Annotated in this window: 16 protein-coding genes, 1 tRNA gene and 1 pseudogene; 5 read left to right on the plus strand and 13 right to left on the minus strand. The window is 62.4% G+C overall.

Going from position 1 to position 20,802, the window contains the following annotated elements:
- Positions 1 to 142 precede the first annotated feature (142 nt).
- A complete protein-coding gene (locus tag JSS27_08190; GenBank protein MBS0208918.1) occupies positions 143 to 976 on the plus strand; it encodes a sugar phosphate isomerase/epimerase in 834 nt (277 codons plus the stop codon).
- Positions 977 to 1,083: 107 nt separating this feature from the next.
- Here JSS27_08190 and JSS27_08195 read toward each other — a convergent pair whose 3' ends face one another.
- Together JSS27_08195 and JSS27_08200 are read right to left on the minus strand one after the other, a co-directional pair.
- Complete coding sequence (locus tag JSS27_08195) at positions 1,084 to 2,724, minus strand: FAD-dependent oxidoreductase (GenBank protein MBS0208919.1); 1,641 nt, start codon at positions 2,722 to 2,724, stop codon at positions 1,084 to 1,086.
- 68 nt (positions 2,725 to 2,792) lie between these two features.
- Positions 2,793 to 3,872: a Gfo/Idh/MocA family oxidoreductase gene (locus tag JSS27_08200; GenBank protein MBS0208920.1), complete on the minus strand. Its 1,080-nt coding sequence runs from the start codon at positions 3,870 to 3,872 to the stop codon at positions 2,793 to 2,795.
- A 497-nt stretch (positions 3,873 to 4,369) separates the two neighbouring features.
- Between JSS27_08200 and JSS27_08205 the strand changes: the two genes are divergently transcribed.
- Positions 4,370 to 4,444 (plus strand) — tRNA-Pro (locus JSS27_08205).
- Here the strand turns inward: JSS27_08205 and JSS27_08210 are convergent.
- From JSS27_08210 to JSS27_08220, 3 genes and pseudogenes are all read right to left on the minus strand, one after another.
- Positions 4,426 to 4,704, minus strand: a pseudogene (locus tag JSS27_08210) (recombinase family protein). The gene JSS27_08205 and the pseudogene JSS27_08210 sit on opposite strands and share 19 nt — an antisense overlap.
- 113 nt (positions 4,705 to 4,817) lie before the next feature.
- Positions 4,818 to 5,192: a hypothetical protein gene (locus JSS27_08215; protein ID MBS0208921.1), complete on the minus strand. Its 375-nt coding sequence runs from the start codon at positions 5,190 to 5,192 to the stop codon at positions 4,818 to 4,820.
- 384 nt (positions 5,193 to 5,576) lie between these two features.
- Positions 5,577 to 6,914, minus strand: coding sequence for an amidohydrolase (locus tag JSS27_08220; protein ID MBS0208922.1), 1,338 nt, complete (start codon positions 6,912 to 6,914; stop codon positions 5,577 to 5,579).
- 211 nt (positions 6,915 to 7,125) lie between these two features.
- On the opposite strand from JSS27_08220, the gene JSS27_08225 reads away from it, so the two are divergent.
- The 3 genes from JSS27_08225 (at position 7,126) to JSS27_08235 (ending at position 8,794) form a co-directional block, all read left to right on the plus strand.
- Positions 7,126 to 7,677, plus strand: coding sequence for an NAD(P)H-dependent oxidoreductase (locus tag JSS27_08225; protein MBS0208923.1), 552 nt, complete (start codon positions 7,126 to 7,128; stop codon positions 7,675 to 7,677).
- A gap of 20 nt (positions 7,678 to 7,697) precedes the next feature.
- On the plus strand, positions 7,698 to 8,477 hold the full coding sequence (ygiD, locus tag JSS27_08230) for a 4,5-DOPA dioxygenase extradiol (protein ID MBS0208924.1): 780 nt from the start codon (positions 7,698 to 7,700) through the stop codon (positions 8,475 to 8,477).
- Positions 8,478 to 8,572: 95 nt separating this feature from the next.
- On the plus strand, positions 8,573 to 8,794 hold the full coding sequence (locus JSS27_08235) for a hypothetical protein (protein MBS0208925.1): 222 nt from the start codon (positions 8,573 to 8,575) through the stop codon (positions 8,792 to 8,794).
- A gap of 22 nt (positions 8,795 to 8,816) precedes the next feature.
- On the opposite strand, the gene JSS27_08240 is transcribed toward JSS27_08235, so the two are convergent.
- From JSS27_08240 to JSS27_08275, 8 genes are all read right to left on the minus strand, one after another.
- Positions 8,817 to 9,989 (minus strand): hypothetical protein, encoded by a 1,173-nt coding sequence (locus tag JSS27_08240; protein MBS0208926.1) that lies wholly within the window; start codon positions 9,987 to 9,989, stop codon positions 8,817 to 8,819.
- 89 nt (positions 9,990 to 10,078) lie between these two features.
- A complete protein-coding gene (locus tag JSS27_08245; protein ID MBS0208927.1) occupies positions 10,079 to 11,023 on the minus strand; it encodes an SMP-30/gluconolactonase/LRE family protein in 945 nt (314 codons plus the stop codon).
- A 254-nt stretch (positions 11,024 to 11,277) separates the two neighbouring features.
- Positions 11,278 to 12,036, minus strand: coding sequence for an SDR family oxidoreductase (locus JSS27_08250; GenBank protein ID MBS0208928.1), 759 nt, complete (start codon positions 12,034 to 12,036; stop codon positions 11,278 to 11,280).
- A 14-nt stretch (positions 12,037 to 12,050) separates the two neighbouring features.
- Entirely contained in the window at positions 12,051 to 13,322 is a 1,272-nt protein-coding gene (locus JSS27_08255) for an MFS transporter (GenBank protein ID MBS0208929.1), read from the minus strand.
- 73 nt (positions 13,323 to 13,395) lie between these two features.
- Positions 13,396 to 14,532 carry a redoxin domain-containing protein gene (locus JSS27_08260; protein MBS0208930.1) on the minus strand — a complete coding sequence of 379 codons (1,137 nt, stop codon included), beginning with the start codon at positions 14,530 to 14,532 and terminating at the stop codon, positions 13,396 to 13,398.
- 75 nt (positions 14,533 to 14,607) lie between these two features.
- Positions 14,608 to 14,859 (minus strand): hypothetical protein, encoded by a 252-nt coding sequence (locus JSS27_08265; protein MBS0208931.1) that lies wholly within the window; start codon positions 14,857 to 14,859, stop codon positions 14,608 to 14,610.
- A 26-nt stretch (positions 14,860 to 14,885) separates the two neighbouring features.
- Entirely contained in the window at positions 14,886 to 16,778 is a 1,893-nt protein-coding gene (locus JSS27_08270) for a caspase family protein (protein MBS0208932.1), read from the minus strand.
- 36 nt (positions 16,779 to 16,814) lie between these two features.
- Positions 16,815 to 20,717 (minus strand): protein kinase, encoded by a 3,903-nt coding sequence (locus JSS27_08275; GenBank protein MBS0208933.1) that lies wholly within the window; start codon positions 20,715 to 20,717, stop codon positions 16,815 to 16,817.
- Positions 20,718 to 20,802 lie beyond the last annotated feature (85 nt).

Consider the following 20,802-nt stretch of genomic DNA (forward strand, 5'->3'; position numbering starts at 1 on the left):
CCGCGTTGCTGGAAAAGGGAAGATTCAGCTTGTATTCTAGCGGCAGCCCACGGGGCGGACAGACCCGCCATCCGGTATCGGCGCATCGTGTCGCGCACCGGCAACGCTGCCAGCTTTCACTCGCTAACCAGGAGTTTTGACCATGCTACGCACCCTTGATCGTCGTCGTTTTCTTGGCGTGTCGGCCGGCGCTGCCGCGGCCGCTTGCCTGACCAGCCAGCGTGCGGTGTTGGCCGCCGCCGCGGCGTCGGACCTGAAAGTCGGCATTCAGATGTACTCGCTGCGTGGCTTTCCAGTGGCCGAGGCGATGCAGCACGCCCACGACCTGGGCTTTCGCGTGATCGAGATGTACCCGGGCATGTTCCCGATCAGCACCGATTCGAGTGAGATTCAAGCGACGCTCGACAAGATGAAGGGACTCGAGCTGACCTGCCTGGCCCACGGCGTGAATCGCTTTACCAAAGATCACGACAAGAACAAGCGGATGTTCGAGTTCGCCAAGCTGGCGGGCATTCGCAATCTGTCGGCCGACCCGGACCCCGATTCGTTCGACAGCCTGGACAAGTTGGTCGAGGAGTTCGACGTGCGGATCGGCATTCACAACCACGGGCCGAAGCACCGCTACAACAAAGTGGTCGACGTGCTCGACGCCATCAAGGACCATCACAAGAACATCGGCGCGTGCGCCGACCTGGGTCACTTTATCCGCTCGGCCGAAGACCCGGTCCACGTCATCCGCTCGCTGCAAGGTCGCTTGTTCGGCGTCCACCTGAAGGACTTCGCCGAGCAGGCCGACAAGACCAAGGGCGTGATCCTGGGCAAAGGTCATCTGAACGTGGCGGCGGTGTTCGACGCGCTGCGCCAGGTGAACTTCCCCGCCGACGGGGTGATCGCCCTGGAATACGAAGAGAACCCCAAGGACCCGATCGACGAGATTCGCCAATGCCGCGAAGTGGCGATCAAGGCGCTGGGATAGAGCGCTGCGGGAGGCGCGGGCTTCCATGCTAAGCCCCAATGTCCAAATCCCAATGACCAATGAAAAGGGGATGTGTTGCGGCGTGATGCTGTGGCACATCCCCTTGGTCATTGAGGCTTCTCAGCCGCAGGCAAATCCAGCACTTGGCGCTGAGCCAGAAGTCGCTTGCGCAGCGCGGCGTAGTCGAGTTCTTGCACCGCTGTCTTTTGCTTGGAAGCCAGCGCGGCGGCGACGCCGGCGCTGTGGCCGATGGTCATCCAGGCCGGCTCGACGCGGATTGAGCTATATGCCACGTGAGTCGCTGACAGCGCCACGGGGACCAGTAGATTGCCGCATTCAGCGGCCTTCGGCGTGATGGCCCGGTAGGGCACCTGATAGGCGTAGCCGTGCCGCTTGCCCGGGATGCGAACCGGGAAGATCGTCCCTTCGTTGATCACTTCAGTCGTGCCGCGAGCGACGCGCTGGCAATCGTGGGAATCGATCGGGAACGACACCACGGCAATCGAGTCGGGCTTCGCGCCGGTGGTCAGGATGTCGGCCTGGGTCATCACGGCCGCGCCGCGCATTCGCCGCCCTTCGCGCACATAGAGCTGGGGCGACCAATGGTCGTAGCTGGCGAACTCGTCGCGGCAGAGTCCCAGTTTCGCCAGTTGCTCGCGCAGCTCGCTCGGCACGGCCGGATCGGTCGTCAGAAACTGGTACAGTTCAAGGGTGTACTGCTTGTGCGCTTCCCAAATCGCTGCGCGCTCGGCGGGGCTCGCCTCGCACCAGCGGTTACCAGCGCCGATCAGTCCCATCGAGAACTGCTTGCCAATCCCGTTGTTGGCGTCGATCTTGCCGTTCGGCAACGGATACAAATCCCACAACAGGATCGGCTTCTTCTCCTGGGCGAAGTAGCGACGAACCGCTTCGAACCGCGCCGGGTCGTAGTGCTGGGGCTTGGGGAACGACACGCGGTTCTCCGGCGTCGTCGTCAGGCAGAGCCGAAAGCTGTAAACCATCACGTTCTTGTCGCCGGCCGCGGCGTCGCCGGCGTCGGTCGTCGTCAACAGCGGCAGCAATTTGCCGCTGGCGTCAAGCCCCGACATGGCCATCGCTGGCTTGGGATATTGCTTGCCGGCTAGCGACTCGCCGTACTCGTCGCGCCCCTCGCGGCCGATCGTCCAACTGACTCCGGCCCCGGCCAGCAGGTCGCCTTCGTAGGTGGCGTCAACGAAGACCGGGGCCTCGAACTTTTTTCCGTCAATCGTGGCCAGGGTGGTGATCCGCGCGTCTTGCTTTTCCACGCGCGCTAGGACGGCGCTCGTGACGATCTTCACACCGGCTTCTTTAAGCATGGCCAGGGCCACGCGCTCGGCCACGTGCGGCTCGTAAGTCCACTTGCTCTGGTCCTTCTCGGCCACGCGGTAGGGAAGAGTGATGCCGCGCCGAGTGTAATCGTCCTCGATCCGCTGATGGAACTCCTCGAACAAACCGCGTAGCGCGCTGCGCACCATCTGGTTCGAGTCGCTGAAACAGAGGCCGCCGCTGTTGACGCCGCCGATCAACTGGCTCGGTTCGACGAGGACCGTCTGGGCCCCTTCGCGCGCGGCGCCAATGGCCGCGCACACACCGGCCGGCGTCGCCCCATAGACCACCACGTCGGCCTGCACGACGCCCGCGGCGTGCAGTGGCGAATGAACTGCAAATGTGAGATAGACAGCGGCGGCTAAACCGCAAGCGGAGAAGAAACGCGCAACATTTCTCATTCGTGCTTCGTCTTCACTTGGTCATTGGTGATTGGGCATTGAGACTTAGCATGGAAAGTCTCAGACGCTCATTGCGCGCTCCGGCTCGCATTCTGCTGCTCGGCCTTTTTCAACACCGATTCCAGCGTGACCGGGCAGCCCCCTTGGCGTTTGCTCTCGTCGGCCGCTTCCATGAAGGCGAAGATTTCCGTCGTCACCTCGGCGGGCACCGGCGCGCGGCCGGTCTGGAAGAACTTGCCGATCTCGACCAACAGCGGCTGGTAGCTGACGCGGATCGCCTTGCCACCTTCGGCCAGGATCGGCTCGGTCCCCTTGGCGCCGTAGACCATGCCGCCATAGCCCGGCTTGCCGCCGCGCACGCCGCGGAACGTGGCCACGCGTCCGTCGCGCCACACGCCGGTCACGACATCGGTGTCGGCCGTCGTGGTCCGCTGGACCGAAACGCAGCCCGGGCCCATCAGCGTGAAGACCATCTCGACGCCGTGAATGCCGTACCAGAACAAGTCGGGATGATGCGGCTCGAGCGAGCATGGCGAGTGGACCAGGCACCCTTGCACGGGTCCGAGTTTCTCGCTGTTGGCCAGTGCGATCAGGTCAGGGCTGTAACGCAGCGACGAGCTGGAGAACAACGGCACGCCTGCTTCCTTGGCCAGGCGGAAGATTTCCACCGCGTCGGCCAGGCTGCCCGCCACCGGCTTATCGACAAAGACCGGCTTGCGAGCCTTGATCACCGGTCGCACCTGGTCCAGGTGAGGACGGCCGTCGACGCTTTCGAGCAACACAGCATCGACGCGCGTCAACAATTCATCGATCGACGGCACGATCTCCACGCCCAGGCTCTTCAACTCGGCCGTGTAACCTTCGACGCGGCTGCGACTGGACTCGACGTCGGGGCTGCCGCCGGGGAAGGCGGCGACGATTTCCATGGACTTCAATTCGGGGGCCGCGTTCGGGTCCTTGATGGCCTTGGTAAAGGCGGCGCAGTGCGAGGTGTCGAGACCGATGATGCCCACGCGGAGTTTTTTCATCGTGGCGGTTCCTTCGTTCTGAGCATTTGCCAGCGAACCGATCGACAACAAGGCCAAAGCCAACGACGCGACGAGCAGCGCGGAGCGACGCGCGGAGTTCGACCAGGAAACGCTGAGCATGATGTGAGGACTCCTCGGCGGGAAGGGTGGAGCGGTGCAGGGGGGCGACACAGTGTCAGTAGTGGGCAGGCAACACGGCCTGGGCTCAGGCAATGCAGACCATGAACGAAGTCGGCAGAGTCGCCGGCTTCAAAAATAGTGTATTCCGTTTTCCGGGCCGAACAACCGGCGGCGAAATACGGGCGTTTGCGGGTGGAAATGCCAGCGTCGGCCGCGTGTAACGAGTTGCGGGCGGGGGGCGGATTTGCGATACTTGGCCCCTGTTCGACAGGCGCGATTCCATCGCCCAAGACCGCGAGTGGCCGCTTCCCCCAAGGCGTCGCCGTGGTTCGCCGTGTTGCTTGCTTCGATGTAAGTCAGCCGGCAGCAACTCGCCCAGCGAGTTGGCTTTGCGACTCGAGAACGTGTTTGACGTGAAAGCTCCGCCTGGATGGCGTTGTCTTGCTGGCAGCAGTGCCGTTGCGACAAGCGTGCCGAACCCAAGCGGAATCAAATCGCGGGGCGTGGCGCAGCCTGGCTAGCGCGCTTGACTGGGGGTCAAGAGGTCGCAGGTTCAAATCCTGTCGCCCCGACTTAACGAGATAGAAAGCCCTTCGGCGAGCACGTCGAAGGGCTTTCTTATTTGTGGGACGAGACTTGCGTCGTCGAGTCGGCAGTTCAAAAACACGATTTCCAAAATTCGCCGCTTGGCGGCGTAGTCGGCCGTAAGCCACCGCTGCCGCAGGGTTTGCGAAAGTTCAAAAACTTTCACCGCTAACTCGGCCGTTTCATCATGCGACCGGTCCAGCACGTCGAGTTGCAGCTTGATCGAGGCGAGCCGATCCCGTATCTGGCGCGCGGGGCGAACCATCGGACTAATCATCTCGGCACGAGCGAGCCGGGGCTGATTCTCTCTCCGCCACATGACAAGTCACGATGTTCGCAATCACATTCTCGACTGCGGAATTACGCAGTTAGCCAGGTCACCGCCAAAAAGCCGAAATGAACAAGGAGTCTAGCGCCGTTAGCAGAAGCCACGCGGACAACATCATTCACGCGATCCGAGGGTGCTTCGACGGCGATAATCGCATGTCCGGCGCGCAACTCTTCAAGGTGCCGGCGCAGAACGCGGTCTTCCATGTCGCTGAAGAAGAATTGATTGACCCTTTCCAGCAACTGAACTCCCGCGTCCCCAACCAGAACCTCAGTCTTGGGAAATCCCGCTGCGGCAAGTGCATGCGCAACCTTTTCGCAATCGGCACGCGAATCAACGATTCCCAGCACTTTGCCCGTGGGAATGCCTAAAGTTTGCCCTTCGTCGCGAATTTTTTCGATGCTCATCGGTTTCCTCCTCCGTAAACGGGTAATTCAACTCTCTGAATTCTACCAAATCCGTCTTGAAGCGTCTCCACGTGCCGCACGGCTCCCAGCAACGGCACACGAGCTGCGCGAAATACTGGGAAAGGTCGGCGAACCAGCCTCCAATCGGTGCTTTGCGCAACCGGTTCGATTTCCGTCCCTGTGGCTGCGCCCGCTCCCATACGAGGTACGAGTTCACACCCTTTCCGCCGGAATGAATGAGCGACGCCGTGCCGAGATGCGGCGTCTGCCCCTCGGTCTTGACGACACGCGGTTGAGCCTGGCCGACCCAGTTGGGAAAGCAGCGAGATAAACATCGTGTGCGATAGCGTCTGCTTGCGATCATCACGCCTCGCGGAATTCTTCTTACTTCTTCGGCGCTTCGCCAAGAAAGTTTACCGCCAACGAGGCCAGTGTTCGAGTTCCCACCACCAGTGCGCTCTCATCGACAAAAAAATCAGGGCTGTGGTTAGGCGCGGCTTTGGCGGGGTCTTGATCGACCGGCGTGATGCCTAGGAAAATGAATAATCCGGGCATTTCCCGAGCATAGACGGAGAAGTCTTCGGACGCTCCCACCAACGGCGATGTCGTCACCTTGCCATCAGCGGCACGCTTTAGAACGGGGGCCATTTGTGCCGCCAAGTGCTCGTTATTGATCGTCGTGTCATAATTCTTCGTAATCGATACGGCGGCTTTCGCCCCCGCGCTTTCCGCAATTTTTTCCACTGTCAGGCGAATGTCGCGGTGTGCCTGCTGCCGAACTTTCTCGTCATATGCCCGAATGGTGCCCGTCATTTTGACCGTTTCAGCCACGATGTTCGACGCTGTTCCGCCATTGATGGTACCGATCGTGACGACCAGGGGTGATTCGATGAGATTGGCTTTTCGGCTGACTACTGTTTGCAGCCCGGAGATAATGCTGGCCGAGGTCACGATCGAATCCACCGTGTTCCAGGGCATGCCGCCGTGCCCTTGTTTTCCCGTGATGGTAATCTCCAGGTCATCCCCGCTGGCAGTCGTGGCGCCAGTTCGGTAGGCAATCTCGCCGGAACGACTAGGCATCACGTGAAGAGCGAAGATGGCGTCGGGCTTAATGTCCTTGAAGAGGCCCTGCTCCATCATCAGCTTGGCTCCCCAGCTTTGGCCCGAGGTCGGATCGAACAGGCTCGAACCTTCTTCGGCCGGTTGAAAGATGAACATCACCGTGCCCGGCAGGTCGTCCTTGATGCTGGCCAGCACCTTTGCGGTTGCCAGCAACATTGCGGTGTGCGTGTCGTGACCACAGGCGTGCATCACGGGGACCATCTTTCCGTGATAGTTCCCCATTTCCTTGGAAGCAAAGGGAAGCCCAGCCGGCTCTTTGACCGGAAGCGCGTCCATATCGGCGCGCAGGGCAACAATACGTCCCGGCTTTCCCCCTTTCAGGATTCCGACAACGCCCGTTCGTGCAACGCCTGTTCGCACGTCCAGCTTAAGGTCACGCAGATACTTTGCGACGAGCCCCGCGGTGCGCCTCTCCTGATCGCCAAGCTCCGGGTGCTGGTGAATGTCTCTGCGTAATGCGATGAGTTCCGCCTCGACATCCTTGGCCCGTTGGCGCACTTCCGCCTCCAATGATTCGGTGTCGGCGCGCGCCGCGCCAGCCAGAGGCAGAAGCAACGTCAGTACCGTGACAAAAGGCACGGCTAATCGCTCTTTGCTCATCGCGGACTCCCTTGAATTACGGAAATATTGGAAATCCGTGGCGCCCTCGATTGCGGGGGCCGCAACCAATTCAACCAGGAAAGCGAACGGCTGACTTCCAGCGGTAACGATTGTTGTCTTTCGCCAACTGCCGTGATAGGGTTCAGGTCATCAACTACGCCTGTCCAGTGCGGATTCCACCGTCGGCGCGCAGCATTTTTAGGAGATTAGCATGGACAAGTTTCAAATCGCGGTAATCGTGGGCAGCTTACGCAAAGACTCTTTCAACCGAAAGCTGGCCACCGGTATCACGCGACTGGCACCATCGGAATTCGAGTTCAAACAAGTTTCGATTGGCGACTTGCCTCTGTACAACCAGGATGATGACGCCCATCAGGCGGAATCCGTCAAACGACTCAAGGCCGACATCGCGGGTGCGCGGGGCCTTCTGTTCGTTACGCCGGAATACAATCGCTCCATTCCCGGCGTATTGAAAAATGCCATCGACCACGCATCACGCCCCTATGGCCAGAGCGTCTGGGCAGGCAAGCCTGCTGGCGTGCTTGGCGCATCGATCGGCTCGATCGGTACCGCGTTGGCACAGCAGCACTTGCGAAATGTCCTCGCGTATCTGGATGTGCCGACGATGGGTCAACCAGAAGCATTTATCCATGCGAAGGACGACTTATTCGATGGAGAAGGCAACATCGGCCCAGCGAGTAGGCAATTCCTCCAGAACTGGCTGGACCATTACGTGGCCTGGGTTAAATCGCATTTAGCGTAATGGCAGAAAGGCGACCTCCTTTGACGGAAACGCTACCCGCTCTCTTCATTGGCCACGGCAATCCCTTGAATGCGCTGCGGCAGAACAACTTCACCGAAGGCTGGTCGCGCATCGGAAAAGAAATCGCTAGGCCCAAGGCGATTCTCGCCATCTCGGCACACTGGTTTGTCCCCGGCACAGGCGTCACCATCAGCACCTCGCCGCGAACCATCCACGACTTCGGCGGATTCCCCCGCGAGCTTTACCAGGTACAGTACTCGGCCCCCGGCGATCCGACGCTGGCGCGCCGAGTTCAACAATTGCTCGCGCCGTTGCCAGTCAACTTGGATGATTCCTGGGGGCTCGATCACGGGACGTGGTCGGTGCTCACTCATGTTTATCCCGCCGCGGATATTCCGGTCGTGCAACTGAGCATCGATGAATCGAAGGGGGCGCTATTCCACTTCGAGATCGGCAGGAAACTCGCCCCGTTGCGCGACGAGGGTATCCTGATCGTTGGCAGCGGCAATATCGTCCACAACCTGCGCACCTATGCTTGGGGACAGCACATGTCCGAACCCTACGACTGGGCTGTTCGGTTCGAGTCGGCAGCGCGGCAAATGTTACAAGCCGGCGAGTTCGACCCGCTGATCCAGTACGAGAAACTGGGACGTGACGCCCAGCTTTCGATTCCGACCCCCGATCATTTCCTGCCCCTGCTGTACGTTGTCGGGACTAGTCAGAAAAACGACCCGATTGCGTTCCCCATCGAAGGCGTGGATGGTGGCTCCATTTCCATGCTGACCGTTCAGGTTGGCTAACGCTGACTTCCGTTGCCCCGCGCTTGTCCCGCCCGCGATATGACTGCTCGTTCCGCGACGCCCGTCGTCGATTCCCACGTTCAGAAGGCTGCTCCATGGCGAAGCAAACACCGGCGGGCAGGCAGAACAAAACGCTGCTCAAGGTGATCGACAAGTATAATGCCGATCCGAGTGAGCCTGGAAACGGTGGCCATCGTCAACGACTTGCCGGCGTATTCGATGGAAGGGTGAAGCGAGGCAGCGCGCGGGTCGGTGGGATGTCGCGCCCGATTGACGCGCGACCCTCATCTGCCGTCTCGCGCCGCGGCAAGTTCTAGCGGGTGCATCAAGGAGGCGATTTCAGCAGTCGCAATGCACCAGCAGCGCCGCGATGCGAATCCAGGTTCCCTTTGATTGAGCGTTCTTGTCGCCCAACACCTTGATCTTCAGGGTGTGTTCGCCCGAGGGAAGGCTGTCGGACAAGATCGCGTAATTCGCGCGGGTGAACTTGAGAGCGTACTTGTCCCAACTGGAAAGACGCTGGGGCGGGCTGTCATCGATGCTCCATTCGATGTCGCCGCTGTCCGGCGCAATCAACCAGAAGACGCCGATGGTGGTGCCGCTGAACTTGTGGACCAATTCCGTGCCCGGTTCGTGGCAGGCCAGATAGTGGGGAAAGTGCCCGGCGAATGACTTCTCTTCCTTGGTCCAGCCTGGCGCGTAGAGCGCGGTCACGTCTTGCATGTGCGCCCCGCTAAACGGATCGTTAGTCAGCGGGTCGGGCAAGTCGGTGGAACCTGGCGCGGGAGTGTCGCGCTGATGAGCCGCCAGGTACTCAGCGATCGTCTTCATGTACAGCGCGTACCCAGCGTCGTTGGGGTGGACGCCGTCCGTGGTCAGTGTTTCCCAAGTGCCGTTGCCTTGAGCGATCTGTTCCACCAGTGCGCGGCCGACATTAATTTCGGGAATGCCATAGTGCTGGGCAATCGCGTGGTGATACGTGACCGCCTTGGGTAGTTCTCCCTGGGCGTACGCCGGCGCCAGGGTTTTGGTGGTGGTGTAAACGAAGACAATCTCCGCCCAGGGATTGGCCAACAGGATTTGCCGGACAATCCCCTCGGTCGCGCGCTTGACGCGCTGCTCGGCCGAGCCGCCGTCGTTGACCGCGAATTCGACGAACACCAGATCGGGATCCTTGGCCAGCAGGTCGCGTGGGCAGCGGAACGCTCCCAGATCGGAGCCTGTTCCGCCGATCGCCGCGTTGACTTCCTTGATCGTGGCGTCGGGAAACTGCTGTTGAAACCAGGCGGTGGTGAGCGCCCGCCAGGAGGTCTTTCGACTGTCCGAAGCGCCAGCGCCGGCGGTAATCGAACCTCCCAGGTAGCCGATGGTCAGCGACTTCTTCGTCTTCAGCTTCTCGATCGCGCGCCCGATCGATTGCCGGGGCTCGGCGGCGGTGGCCCGCGCCGCGAACGCCACCAACCCAAGGAGGACAAACGCGACACTGGCGGCCCGGGCTTTTCGTATCGTCACCGGAAGTCGACTCCTCGTTTGACCAGTCGCCATGCCACACATTCAACGGCGCGAAGACCGCGACCAGGCTTCCACCACCAAAAGTAGAATCACCTGTTCAGCTTAATGAACGCCACGGCGTTGTTGGGGTTCATGGGGATAATGAGCTGATGCTGCTTTGAGTCGTAGCCCATCGAGGCGGCGCTCGGGATGCCGGCGGCGATGATCGTGGCCTGCTGCCCCGGGACAATCTTCGAGACGCTGCCGAACTTGACGCTGCTGACGTACTTGGTGCCGTCGGCCAGGACGACGATGCCGTCGTTCCCTCCTTCGGCGGCATGCTCGGTGCGGACGAGCTTGCCATTTGAATCGAAAGTCAGCACGGCGTTGTCACCGACGTTGACCACCACCACGTTGCCATCCTGGTCAATCGCCACACCGTTGGGCAGCGCCAGCGGCTTGCCTTCGACAAAGCTCGAGACGTCGCCCGACGGCGTGATCTTGTAAACGCACTCCGGCGGCCGCGTGTTCGAGACAAAGATCGTGCCATCCTTGGTCACGGCAATGCCGTTGAGGAACGTGGAGCCCGGCACCGGGTACGCGCGGCCCGGCTGGCCCGTGGCCAAGTCGAACGTGCGGACGGTGTCGATGTCGGCCGTGTACAGTGTGCCCCCTTGGATGCAGCTACCCAAGGGATGATTCAACGTCAGCCCGTCGCGCGTGGCGCCGATCCATTTGGCCGTGTGAACCGTGCCATCGGGGTTCAACAGCGAGACATAGCCATCGTTCGGCTCCTGCTTCTCTGTCACGCCAGCGTTCATCACCACGATCAAGTTGCGCGTGGGATCGTAGGTGACGCTTTCAGCAAAGCGGAAGCTGCCATAGACCTTGACGTTGCTGGTCAGCGGGACGAACTGCCCCGCTTCGTTCACCGAGCCCAGCGGCTTACCCGCTTGAAACGCCTTGGACTTGGCCGCCGGCGCTAGCTGTTGAGCAAGCGCGGCTCCACCACCCAACAACACCATCGTGACGAGTGCAACAGCGAACATTTTCATGAGTGCGCTACTTTCTGATTGGCAAGGTTGTTATTCAACTCGGAATCGATCTGCCGTCGAGACCACTGCCGCGACGCTGAACGCTTATGATCTTATGTAAGGGCGAATGTTGTATAGGCGTGTCCTGGTGGCTTGTCAAGAAATGCACGGTGGCAACCGCAAACTATCCATCGCGCGCGGAATTGGCTGGCGTGTTGGCTCGGATCAAACGCCGGCAAAGGATTGTCGCTCGCTCTCGCCAAATACGCGATCTCTTAACCGCGGCCGACGAACGGCATTTGCGTGGCCATGATCGTGACGAACAGCATGTTGGCGTCGAGCGGCAAGCCGGCCATGTGTAGCACCGTTCGCGCGACGTGTTGCACGTCCATGGTTGGCTCTGGCGCCATCGTGCCATTGGCCTGCGGAACGCCGCGACTCATCCGTTCGGTTAACTCGGTGGCCGCGTTGCCGATGTCGATCTGGCTGACGGCTATGTTGTGGGCCCGGCCATCGAGCGCCCCCGACTTGGTCAACCCGGCAATCGCGTGCTTGGTCGCTGTATAAGGTGCCGAATTGGGCCGCGGCGTGTGAGCAGAGATCGAGCCGTTGTTGATGATTCGTCCGCCGCGCGGCGACTGGGCTTTCATCACCCGAAACGCTTCGCGCATGCACCAGAACGCGCCCGACAGGTTCACATCGACCACCGAACGCCATTGCGCGTCGCCGAGTTCGTCGAGCGGCACTGGCGGCGCGCCGATGCCGGCGTTGTTGAACAACAGGTCGACGCGGCGGAACTCTTGCATCACTCGATCGAAAAGCGACCGCACGGCAGCCGGATCGGTAACGTCGCAGGGGACTGTCAACGCGCTCGCGCCGTGCTCGCCCGCCAGTTCCTTTGTGGCAGCCAACGCCTCGGCGCGACGGCCAACCAGCGCCACGGCGTACCCGTCGTGCAGCAACGCCAGCGCCACGGCTCGGCCAATTCCCGAGCCCGCGCCGGTGACGATGGCAATTCGGCGTGGCGTACTCATGGGAGGCTTCTCCATCAATCTAACACGCGGCGATTTGGGTCGATGACGCACCAGGCCGCGGCGCCGACGGCGAACAAGCTGGCGATCAGGATCAGCGGCGCGTTCCAATCGGCGAATCGTTCCGCCAGGTAGATGACGACGATCGGGCTCAAGATGCTGCCGATCTGCCCCGACGTGTTCATCGTGGCGCTGAGCGCGGCCGTGTGGCTGCCCGCGATGTCCTGGCACGTTCCCCAGGCGGCCCCCAGCGTGAACATGCTGGCCGCGGTGCCAATCGAAATCAACGACGCCGCCACCATCGGTTCGCTGACCACGGTCGCTAGCGCCGTCGCCACGGCGGCCATCGCATAAGCGACAAAGCCGACGCCGGCGCGCCCCAGGCGGGCCCCGAATCGTCTCACCGCCCAATCGGTGGCCACGCCGCCGAACAAGTCGGCCAACACACTTAGCAGCAGCGGCAAACCCGCGAACACGCCCAATTCGGTATCGGAGAAGCCATGCTTCTCGTGCAGGAACGTCGGCAGCCAGGTAATGCAAAAGTAGAACACGAAACTGTTGGGAAAGTACATCACGCACAGGGCGATGACATTGCGATGCCTGAGCAGTTTGCGCCAGAAATGCCCATCGATGGCGTGTGGCGAGGCCAGATCGCGGCCGGCGTAGATCAAATCTCGCTCGGCCTCGTTCACTCGTGGATCGAGCGCCGGATCGTCACGGTACCAGCGCTGCCAGGCCGCGGCCCAGGCGAAGCCAATCACCCCGAACAGCACGAAGATCATGCGCCAATGAAGATGGCCCAGCAGCAGCAAGACCAGCGAAGGAGTGAGCCCGCCCGAGAGATGCGCGCCGGCAAAGAAGACTCCCTGTACCGTGCCGCGCTCGCGGCGCGGTATCCACTGCGAGAAGGTGCGCGCCGCCGAGGGCCATGCGCCGGCTTCTCCCATGCCGAACAAGAAGCGAATGGCCATTAGCGAGTACTGTCCCCAGGCAACGGCAGTGGCCACCGTGAAGGCCGACCACCAGCCGACGATGCGTGTAAGCACCAGGCGCGTTCCCAGCCGGTCGGCCCAAAGCGCGGTGGGAATCTCGAAGGCGGCATAGGCCAGCGCAAAGGCGCTGTAGACGTAGCTCATCTGGTCCTTGTCGAGGTCCAGGTCCGCCATGATCTGCGGCGCCAGGGTCGCGATGCAAGCGCGATCGAGGTACGTAACCATCGCCAACAGCACGCACAAGCCCACGACTCGATAGCGAGCCCGGCTGGGCGTGTACTGCTGTGTAACGGCCATGAAGGGTCACATGGTTGAATTGCTGATGACGGCAGGCGAGATGGTGAGAAATCGAAAGAGATCACCGACCCGGTCACTTGGCGCGGCTGGCGTAGGTGCGGCCAAGTTTATCGACAATCGCCCGGCGGAGTTCCAGGACGTCGAGCTGGCCGCTTTTGCGATAGCACACTTCGCCGCCGGGGAGAATCAGCAGCGTGTGCGGGACCGGCCCCTCCCACTTGGCATCGAGCAAGTCGGCCAGCCGGTCACGGTTGCTGATCGTCGACAAATAGTTAGTGGTCGATGCGTGATGCTCTTGCAAAACCTTGAGCACTGCATCGCGCTGTTCCGGCTCATCGATGCTGATGGTCACCAGCTGAAAGTCTCGCTTGCGATACATGCGATTGATGGCCACCAACTCGGGCATCTCGGCCACACAGGGCCCGCACCACGTGGCCCACACATTCACCAACAGCAATTTGCCGGTCTCGTTCTTCACCAACTTCTGCAGCGTCGCTTCATCGAGCGACTTCACCTCGGCGGTTTCCTGGTTGGCCTTGGCCAGCCAGGCCTCGGCTTCGGCGCGTTTTTCGGCCCACTTGGTCGAACAGCCAAACGTGCGGGTTCGTTCGACCGGCACGGCGCTTCCGGCCAGCAAGGCCTCGATGGCGTTGCGCGTGTCTTGACTGGTGACCAATCGGACGTCGGAATCGTCGATCCGTCCCACGTAGCGCAATTTGCGCCGGGCGTCGAATAAGAAGACTTGCGGCGTGGCGACCACGCCATAAGCGGCCGAGGTCTTTTGCGTCTCGCCGTCGTACAGGTAGGGGAACGCGAAGCTTCGCTCCTTGGCGCGGAGTTTCATATCTTCGAGCGAATCGCCGACGTCGGTGTAGCCCAACTCATCCAGCCGCAGCGCTTGATCATCATTCGGCGAAATGGCCACCAGCGCCACGCCACGATCCTGATAATCGGCATGCAACTTGATAATCCGCTCCTCGTAGGCTTGCGCCGTCGGGCAATGGTTGCAGGTGAACACAATCAGCAGCAACTTGGCATCGGCAAAGTCGGCCAGCGCATGTTGCTTGCCATCGACGCCAGGCAGCGAGAAATCAGGCGCCGCGTCGCCTATTTCCAGCGATTTGAACCCAGGGGGCGCTGCCAGAGACGAAAACGCCGTACCCAGCGCGAGTGACAAGGCGATGAAGGCATGAAGGCAGACAGATCGCATCGAGATGCTCTCTTGTGGTGCAAGTGGAATGTTCGTAATCCCCTTGTGGCAACTGCGGTGGAGTCGCATTGGTGACTATCGGGCCGCTTTCACTCGGCGGGGCTTTTTCGACGGCGCCGCCTTGGCGGGCACGACTTTCCAGGTGAGCGCTCGTTCGGCGCCGCGTTCACGCGACAGCCCGATTTCCTTCTCAAGCCGCTTGACCCATGCGGGGCATGGCGTGCTGTAAGGTAAATTGAGCTGGCTTTTCAGTTTGCCCCACGTCAGCCCGGCCGGCGACCGGCGCAGCGCTTGCTGGATCGCATCTCGAAACTCGACGTATCGCATCAAAGACCTCGTGAAATCTGAAAGGGCTAGTCTGAGTTGCCGATATGTACGAACGCGCGGCGGACGCGGTTGCCCGTGACCACTTCCTCCTCGTGCCAGCCCAGGTAGTGGACCTTGTACCGATCGCCGACCTTGGCCACCAGCCGGGCCGGGTACCAGACGCCATTCTGCTCGACTTCGAGCGGCGGGCCTTCATGCGGCAGGCACACCTGGTCGCGCGTCGCCGAGTTGGCCACGTAATAGGGCCCCGGCTGATTGTTGAAGCCCAGCACGTGGACGGCGAACTTCTCGCCGTGGTTCGGAGTTTCCGCCGGCGTGCCGATCAGCGCGGCGTACAGCCAACCATCGTGAACCATCGCCCCCAGCCGGGGCGAAGCCTGGGTCAGTCGCAGCGAGCCCGGCATCCGCGGCGACTTGACCACCACGGGGCGGGTCAATTGCCCTTCATGGTTCGGCGTGGGGCACATCACCTTGTAGCGCGCCTCGACATAGCGTAACAACTCGTCCAGGTCGACGACGCCGTCGCGGCTGAAGTCGGCCTTGCCCCACAACCCTTCGAGCGCGGCGATGTCGAGTTCGTTGCTGGCCGTTTGCTTGCCCGAGCAGGCGCACAGCGCCGTCACGTTCGCCGGCACCGGCGGGTCGTTCTGATGCGCCGCGGCAAAGCCCCCGCTGCCGCAGGTTTCGATGAACACCAGGGCGTGACAGGCCAGCTTGGCCAACTCGGCCTTCAGATCATGGGCGTGCAGAATTTTGCCGTCGGCGGTCTCGACGCTCCAACCGGTCGTGGGATCGGTCGCTCCGTGCGAGGTGAAATAGATCACGACCTGGTCGTGGGCCTTGGCCTCGCGCTGCAGCCATCGCAATTGGTCGACAATCGCCTGGTGAGTACACTGTTTCCCCAGCAATAGCCGCGTTTGGGACGCGCGATAGAAGCTCTTGGCCTGTTCCTGAAACACCTTTTCAAACTCGCGCGGAAAGCAATCCCAACCGTCGATGCTGTCGATCGGGTGCAAGAACACTTCGTACAGCGAGCCATCCCGTTCGATCGTGTAGCACTGCCGCGGGCCGCCGAACAGGAACGCCGTGTTGGCGAATTCGGCTTTGCCAAGCTGAGGGCCGCGCCCTTCAGCCAACAGGGTTTCATGCAGGGTGCCATCGTTGCGAACCGTGTACAAGACGTCCTGCACGACGGTCGCGGCCAACGTCGAGGCCAGGCCCCGCGACGGGCCAAGGCGTTGTCGCGAGCCCGATTGAAGATCAATCTTGGCCAAGTCGCCAGCCTTGTCGATGACGTAAAGCTGATCGCCGGCCGCCACCAGCGAAGTCACATCGTCGAAGTTCGCCGAACCGACGCGGGAACGATTGCCGTCGGCCAGATTGGCAACCTGCAACGCGCCGCCAGTTTCGACGGTGTAGAGGTGGCCTTTCAAGATCGCGCCGGCCCGCGCGCCGACCCAGGCCCGCTGGGCTCCCACGAATGCCCACGCCCCGTTGGCCGGGTTCACCTTGTACAGTGTGCCGCTCTGCTCGATCGTCCACAGACTGCCGCCGCCGGCGAACATCAGCCGTGTCTGATCAAAGCCCGGCGCCGCCACTTGAGCCCATTGACCATTGTCGAGTCGCGTGACGTAGAGCGCGCCGTTGGCTTCGGCCGTGTACAGCCGATCGCCGAGGATCGCCCCGGCGCGGGTGCCGCGCCAGGCTTGCGGCTTGCCCAGTTGCCGCCAGTGCCCGCGTATGCCTTGCTGGTTCAGCGCGATGCCAAGCTGATAGAGGTCTCCGGTTGGCTCGGCGGCAAACAATTTTGAGTCAGCATCGACTCCTGTGAACGCCGCGACCAATAACAGCAGCATCAAAAGTCTCGCCACGAAGCGGCGCGACGGCGACCAGCGGTGAATGAGGAGCACGCAGTCCATGATGTCACGATACCGATTCGGTGAACGTATCGAAAGTTAATTCGCGCCGAACATGCCCGTCTTGCCTGGCGACGGTTGAAACTCGACCGGGATTTCTTTCAGCAACCGCTGGTGGAGTGACTGAATCTGCCCGCTGTCCAAGGGCTTGATCACGCCGCGCGGGTCAATGCTGCGCGTCGCGAGCAGTTGGCACATGGTTTCGAGTTGCTCGGCCGGAAACGGCGCCGGCTGCAATCGCCACCATCGCAATTCCTGGAAATCGAGCGTGGTCAGCCACTGCCCATCCGGGCTGAAGACGATCGACTTGGCCGGCACACCGCTCAGTCGTGGCACGATCGATTCTCCTGTTTCGAGATCGATCAGCTTCACGCCGCGAAAGGTCGTCGCGGCCACGAATTCACCGCTTGGGTGAATCGCGAGATCGATCATCAAGTCGCGCGTGGGGATCAAGACGGGGGGCAGGTCCGCTTGTTGCCAATCCCAAACCTTGAACTCGCGGTCAAAGCCCGACGTCAGCAGCCGTCGGCCATCGGGCGAGAACATGCCTCGGACAATGGCCGAGCGGGCTTCGAACGAGCGCGCCAGCCAGGGTTCACGCGAAAAATCCCAGACACGCAACGCGCCGCGATTCCCCCCCGCCAAGGCCACCGGCTCTCGTGGGTGAAACGCCAGCACGTCGATCATTTCGCCCGGCCCGCGCTCGTGCAAAGGCAGCGGCTTGCCGCGCGGCGCTCCGGTGGCCGGATCCCAAACCTTGACCACGCCGTCAGCGCCGCCGGTAATCAGCCAGCGTCCGTCCGCGCTGAACGCGGCGTCGCTGACCTGGCCGGCGTGTTGCAGGACCGCTTCGAGCGGCTTTCCGGTGGCCACGTCCCACAAGCGGGCCGTCTTGTCGGCGCTGCAAGAAACCAGCCGTTGGCCGCGTGGATCGAAGCGCAACTGGGTAATGGAGCCCTGATGTTGCGTCGCGGCGTCGCGCCGCCTACCGTTGTCGGCCTGCCACCAGTGGACCGAGCCGTCGGCACAACCCGCGGCCAGCCAGCGGCCATCGGGTGAAAGCGCCACGGCGCTGACAGTCGACGGGTGATCCAAGGGGCCATGTCGCACCGAGCCCGACGTGGGGTCAAGCAGCCAGGCTTGAGCGCCGCCATAGGCCGCCAAGGTGGAACCGTCTGGAGCAAAGGCCACGTGGGCCAGTTGTTTGACATCGGTCAGTCGCGCGTGGCCCAGGCGCGCTGACCGGCTGACGTCCCACCGCGCGCCGAATCCGCCGTTAGCGATCAGCACGCCCTCCGCAGTCGGTTGTACGACGGGCGCCGCCGGATGCCGCCACGGCGCGGCCAGCGACTCGCCCGTAGCGCTGCTGAAAAGCTGTACGGTGTGATCGTACGTCACGGTGACAAATCGCGCGCCGTCGGCGCTGAACCGCGCCGAGAACGGCGCATCGCGCAGTTCGATCGAATCGCCCGCCGGTTTGCCCGTTGCCGTGTCCCACAGTCGCACGGTGCGGTCGCCACACAGGGTCAGCATGCGAATCGAGTCGGGACTGAACACCGCCCGGGTCACCACCCCGCGATGAAGCAGCGGCGGCCCGGCCGGCTCGTGGGTCTGGGCGTCCCACAGTTGAGCGGACGATTCGCCGCTGGCGCTAACGATCTGCTTTCCATTGGGGCTGAACGTGGCGTACCAGAGGCTGGGCACGTTGATCGCCGGCTCGATCGGTTGGCCCGTGGCCAGGTCAAACACTTCCAGCTTGTTATTCGAACCGATCAACAAACGCTGATTGTCGACGCTCCAACTCAGGGCGCGAATCTCGGCGGGAAAGAGCAACGGCTTGCCTCGCGCCGCGCCAGTTTCCAAGTTGAACACTTCCACGGCCCGCGCCTTGCCGGGCAGAGTGACCACCGCCAGCCAGCGCCCGTCGGGGCTGATGTACGAGTCGGCCTCAACGGCCGAGGTGCCCATGGGAGGGGCGAAGCCATATTGCGTCTGGATCGCGGGTTCAAGTTGCTTGCCCGTCGCCGCGTCCCAAATGAAAACCGACTTGGGAATCACCTGCGTGACGATCCGCTTGTTGTCGGGCGTGAAACCTTCCCAGCAAGTCACCTCGTTGTGAACCAGCGGCGGCCACAATTCGCGCCCCGTCGTTGTGTCGACACCAAACACCTTTCCGTCACCGCTGGCGGCCAGCACGAGTTGCCCGTTGGGCGAGATCGTGTTGCGAATGATCCACCGCTGTTGCTGCAAGGGCAGCGCCCAAAGCCGCGTCGGCCGAGGCAGGTTCTTGAGCAACAATGACAGCCGCAAGCGATTGAGTCGGGCTTGTTGTGGATCGAGGTCTTCCATCGCGGCCAGCGACTTGGAGTACCAGAGGGCCGCTCCGCCCGGATCCCCCTCGTCTTCCAGGCGCGCCCCGTTGGCCAGTTCCAGGTTGATGAGCGAGTGCTGCGCCGACTCGCGCTGGGTCACCGCCTCGCGACGGGCGCCTTCGACGACGAAGGTCGCCGCGGTCACGATCGTCAGCAGCAGCGGCAAGACCACGGCAACGGCCATCGTCCAGGTCCGATGCTTGCGCATCCGCCGGAACCAGCGCTCCTGAAACCGTTCACGATAGTTGGCCACCGGTTCGTCGGCCAGCCAGTGCTCGACCTCGCCGGCCAGCGCACGGGCCGAGGCAAAGCGGGCGTCGGGGCGCAGCGCCATGGCCGTCGAGCAGATCGCTTCGAGGGGCGGGCTGACGTCGGCCCGCACCTGGCGCGCGGGGGGAATCTCGCCGCGCTGCACGCGGACGATCACCTCGTCGAGCCGCGCCCACTCCAACGGAGCCTGCGCGGTCAGCAGATGGTACAGCGTCGCCCCCAGGCTGTAGATATCGCTCCGCGTGCCGACGCGCGTGAGGTCGCCGAGCGCCTGCTCGGGGCTCATGTAATTCGGCGTGCCAATGGTCGAACCCTGCATGGTCATCGCGGCGGGACTCAACTGCGGCATCACGGCATGGCGCGGCTCGTGATCGGTCTCGTCGAGCAACTTGGCCAGCCCCCAATCGACCACCAACGTCTCGCCATAGGGGCCGAGCATCACATTGGCCGGCTTCAGATCGCGGTGAATCACGCCCCGGCTGTGGGCGTATTCCATCGCGTTGCAGACATCGATGAACCGGCGCAGCAGCTCGCGAAAGGCCATCTTCCGCTGGTCGGCGTCGGGCTGGCCGGGGCGATAGAACTCGTCAATGGCGTCGCACAGACTGCGCCCCTGGATGAAGCGCATGGCGTAATACGGTCGCCCGTCGGGCGAAACGCCCATGCCATAGACCGGCACGATGCCAGGGTGTTCGAGGCTGCCGGTAATCTCGGCTTCGCGCACGAACCGCGCCCGCGACGCCGGGTCGTCGGCGAATCGGGATTGAATTTCCTTGAGCGCCACTTCGCGGCTCAACTCTTCGTCGATGGCCAGCGAAACTTGCCCCAGCCCGCCGCGCGCGTGAAGCCGAACGATGCGAAACCGGGAGGTTGCGCTGGGTGCTAGTCCCTGCGCCGGTGGCGTGTCGAGCGTGCTGGGGGGCGTATCGTGGAGCGACGCGGTGGCGAAAGGGTCGGCCGGCGTGACGGGATCGCTGACGGTGTCGAAGCCACTGTTTGAGTCCTCCGACGCCAGCGCCTGTTCGAGCGATTGTACCCAGGCGGCTTGCGGTCGCGGCAACTGGCGCGCGACGAGCCGTTGGGCCAGCCGCTCGACGAGCCCTTCGTCTTCGGCGGTGAGCGCACCCGTTGCCACTAGCGCGCCGGCCAGTGACAGGTCGCGCTCGCGGCACCATCGCGCCGCGGCGATCACCGCCTCGGGCGTTGCCAAGCCAATTTGCGCGGCGACGAGACCCTGCCAGAGATCGTCTTGAAGTTTCTTCCCCGGCATGTACGTGTGCTCGTCGAACTTCGTGGACAACTGGGATGTTTCAGGCGTCGGATACCATTACCCAGTACAGACCAAAGTACGTGACTTGATTGACCCGGGGTGGCTGATGAGATAG

It is taken from the genome of Planctomycetota bacterium (assembly GCA_018242585.1).
Taxonomy (GTDB): Bacteria; Planctomycetota; Planctomycetia; order Pirellulales; family PNKZ01; genus JAFEBQ01.